This window comes from Aliterella sp. E5.1, from assembly GCF_057473825.1.
This window is the reverse complement of record NZ_JBYCCV010000365.1, coordinates 1-1,541: the sequence shown is the minus strand read 5'-3', so window position 1 is coordinate 1,541 and position 1,541 is coordinate 1. Positions and strand designations below refer to the sequence as shown.

Sequence of the window (1,541 nt, the reverse complement as noted above, 5' to 3'; positions counted from 1 at the left end):
ACACACTCCAGAACTTCTTCTCGGTCTGCTTGCGGTTGTGGTTGGTTTCGCGCCATTGATGTTGAGTAACCTCAGTATTTTCTTTTTCCTAGCTTACACCTCTTTCCAGCTAACTTTGCTACTATAGAAAAAAACTGGGACGGTTGACGATTCAACGATCGGGAGATGTGGTCTTTTGTTGGCTCTAAAGCGAACAAACAATGGATTTGGTTAGCAATTGATGCCGATAGCCGTGAAATTGTTGGGGTATTCGTCGGTGCGCGTTCTCGGCAAGGCGCAAAGGGACTTTGGCAATCCTTACCGTCGGTTTACCGTCAGTGCGCGGTCTGCTACACCGATTTCTGGGAAGCTTATGAGCAAGTGCTACCAAGCAAGCGTCATCGCGCTGTTGGCAAAGAAACCGGAAAAACCAGTTACCCACACGCGATTCAACAACACCTTGCGGCAGCGAGTAGGACGCTTGGTTCGTAAAACCTTGTCGTTCTCCAAAAAGTTGAGTAACCACATTGGTGCCATTTGGTATTTTGTGCATCATTACAATGCCTCTTTGCGCTCTTAACCATTACTATTCAGCACTACCAGAATTTTGTGTAGCGTCATAAGTATATATGTTGTCTATTAATTAACTATATACAGTTAAATACGAGGTATCAACAGAAAGTAAAGCTTTTTTTATATTATTTACTTATTCAGAATAATGGGAAAATAATTTTAAAGATTTCATAAAGCTGTTATGAAAATAAGCTCATATTTTGCCTTAAATATCTGATGAGCAGGTGAGGGTAACTTGTAGCACGGCATCCTTAGAAATAAAATTAATTTTTGAGACAGCGAACGACAGCTTGTTGAGAGTGCCATTCGCTCAGAGCCAAGTAGTTAATGGCTCGAAGACGTAAGCAGGTTCAGTAAAATCTACCGAACTGCTTATCGGCTTTTGGATGCTAAATTACGATTTCAGATTGAAGATATCCACAAACTCCACTGCACCGAGTGTGTTGCAAGCAATTTGCATACCTTTTAAAATCGATAAGGTGACTTGCCACCTCTCCAATACCAAGGTTACTGCTAATCCTCATCAACACCAATCGCTAGCTTCATAAGCCTTAGCTGCCGCTTGGTTTAGCGCTTCTTGGGCAAGTGCGCCTGTAGACTCTATTGCTCTTGATGCCCACCAACTCCTTACCCTATATTGGGTCTACGCCTTTACGAGTAATGCTCATACTAAACTCATGCCCTTAAGCGGTGCGGTCGGATATCTTTTACTTGGGCGAAGTCTCCCAACTTCTTCACCGTTCTATATAGGTGTAGCAGATTTGCTCTTTGGGTCCTTCACGGACGATTTGCTTCCAAACCTCCAACCAAGAAGTAACATCCATTGAGCTAATAACCGTGCTTAACTCATATCTTGCACCTAATACCAATTCTTTATGAAGCTGCGCTAAATAAAGCTTCAAGGATGAAATTGTAAGAAGTGAGAGAAGCAATCGTCTCAGGAGTGATGGCAAGGAGTGCATCAGTTAACTTCTGCTGTAGTTGTGGGA

At 42.7% G+C, this 1,541-nt stretch carries 1 pseudogene; it reads left to right on the top strand.

Annotation, left to right across the window (positions count from 1 at the left end):
* Positions 1–125: 125 nt before the first annotated feature.
* Positions 126–559: pseudogene (locus tag AC2VE5_RS27310) on the top strand (IS1 family transposase); the annotation flags it as partial.
* Positions 560–1,541: the final 982 nt, after the last annotated feature.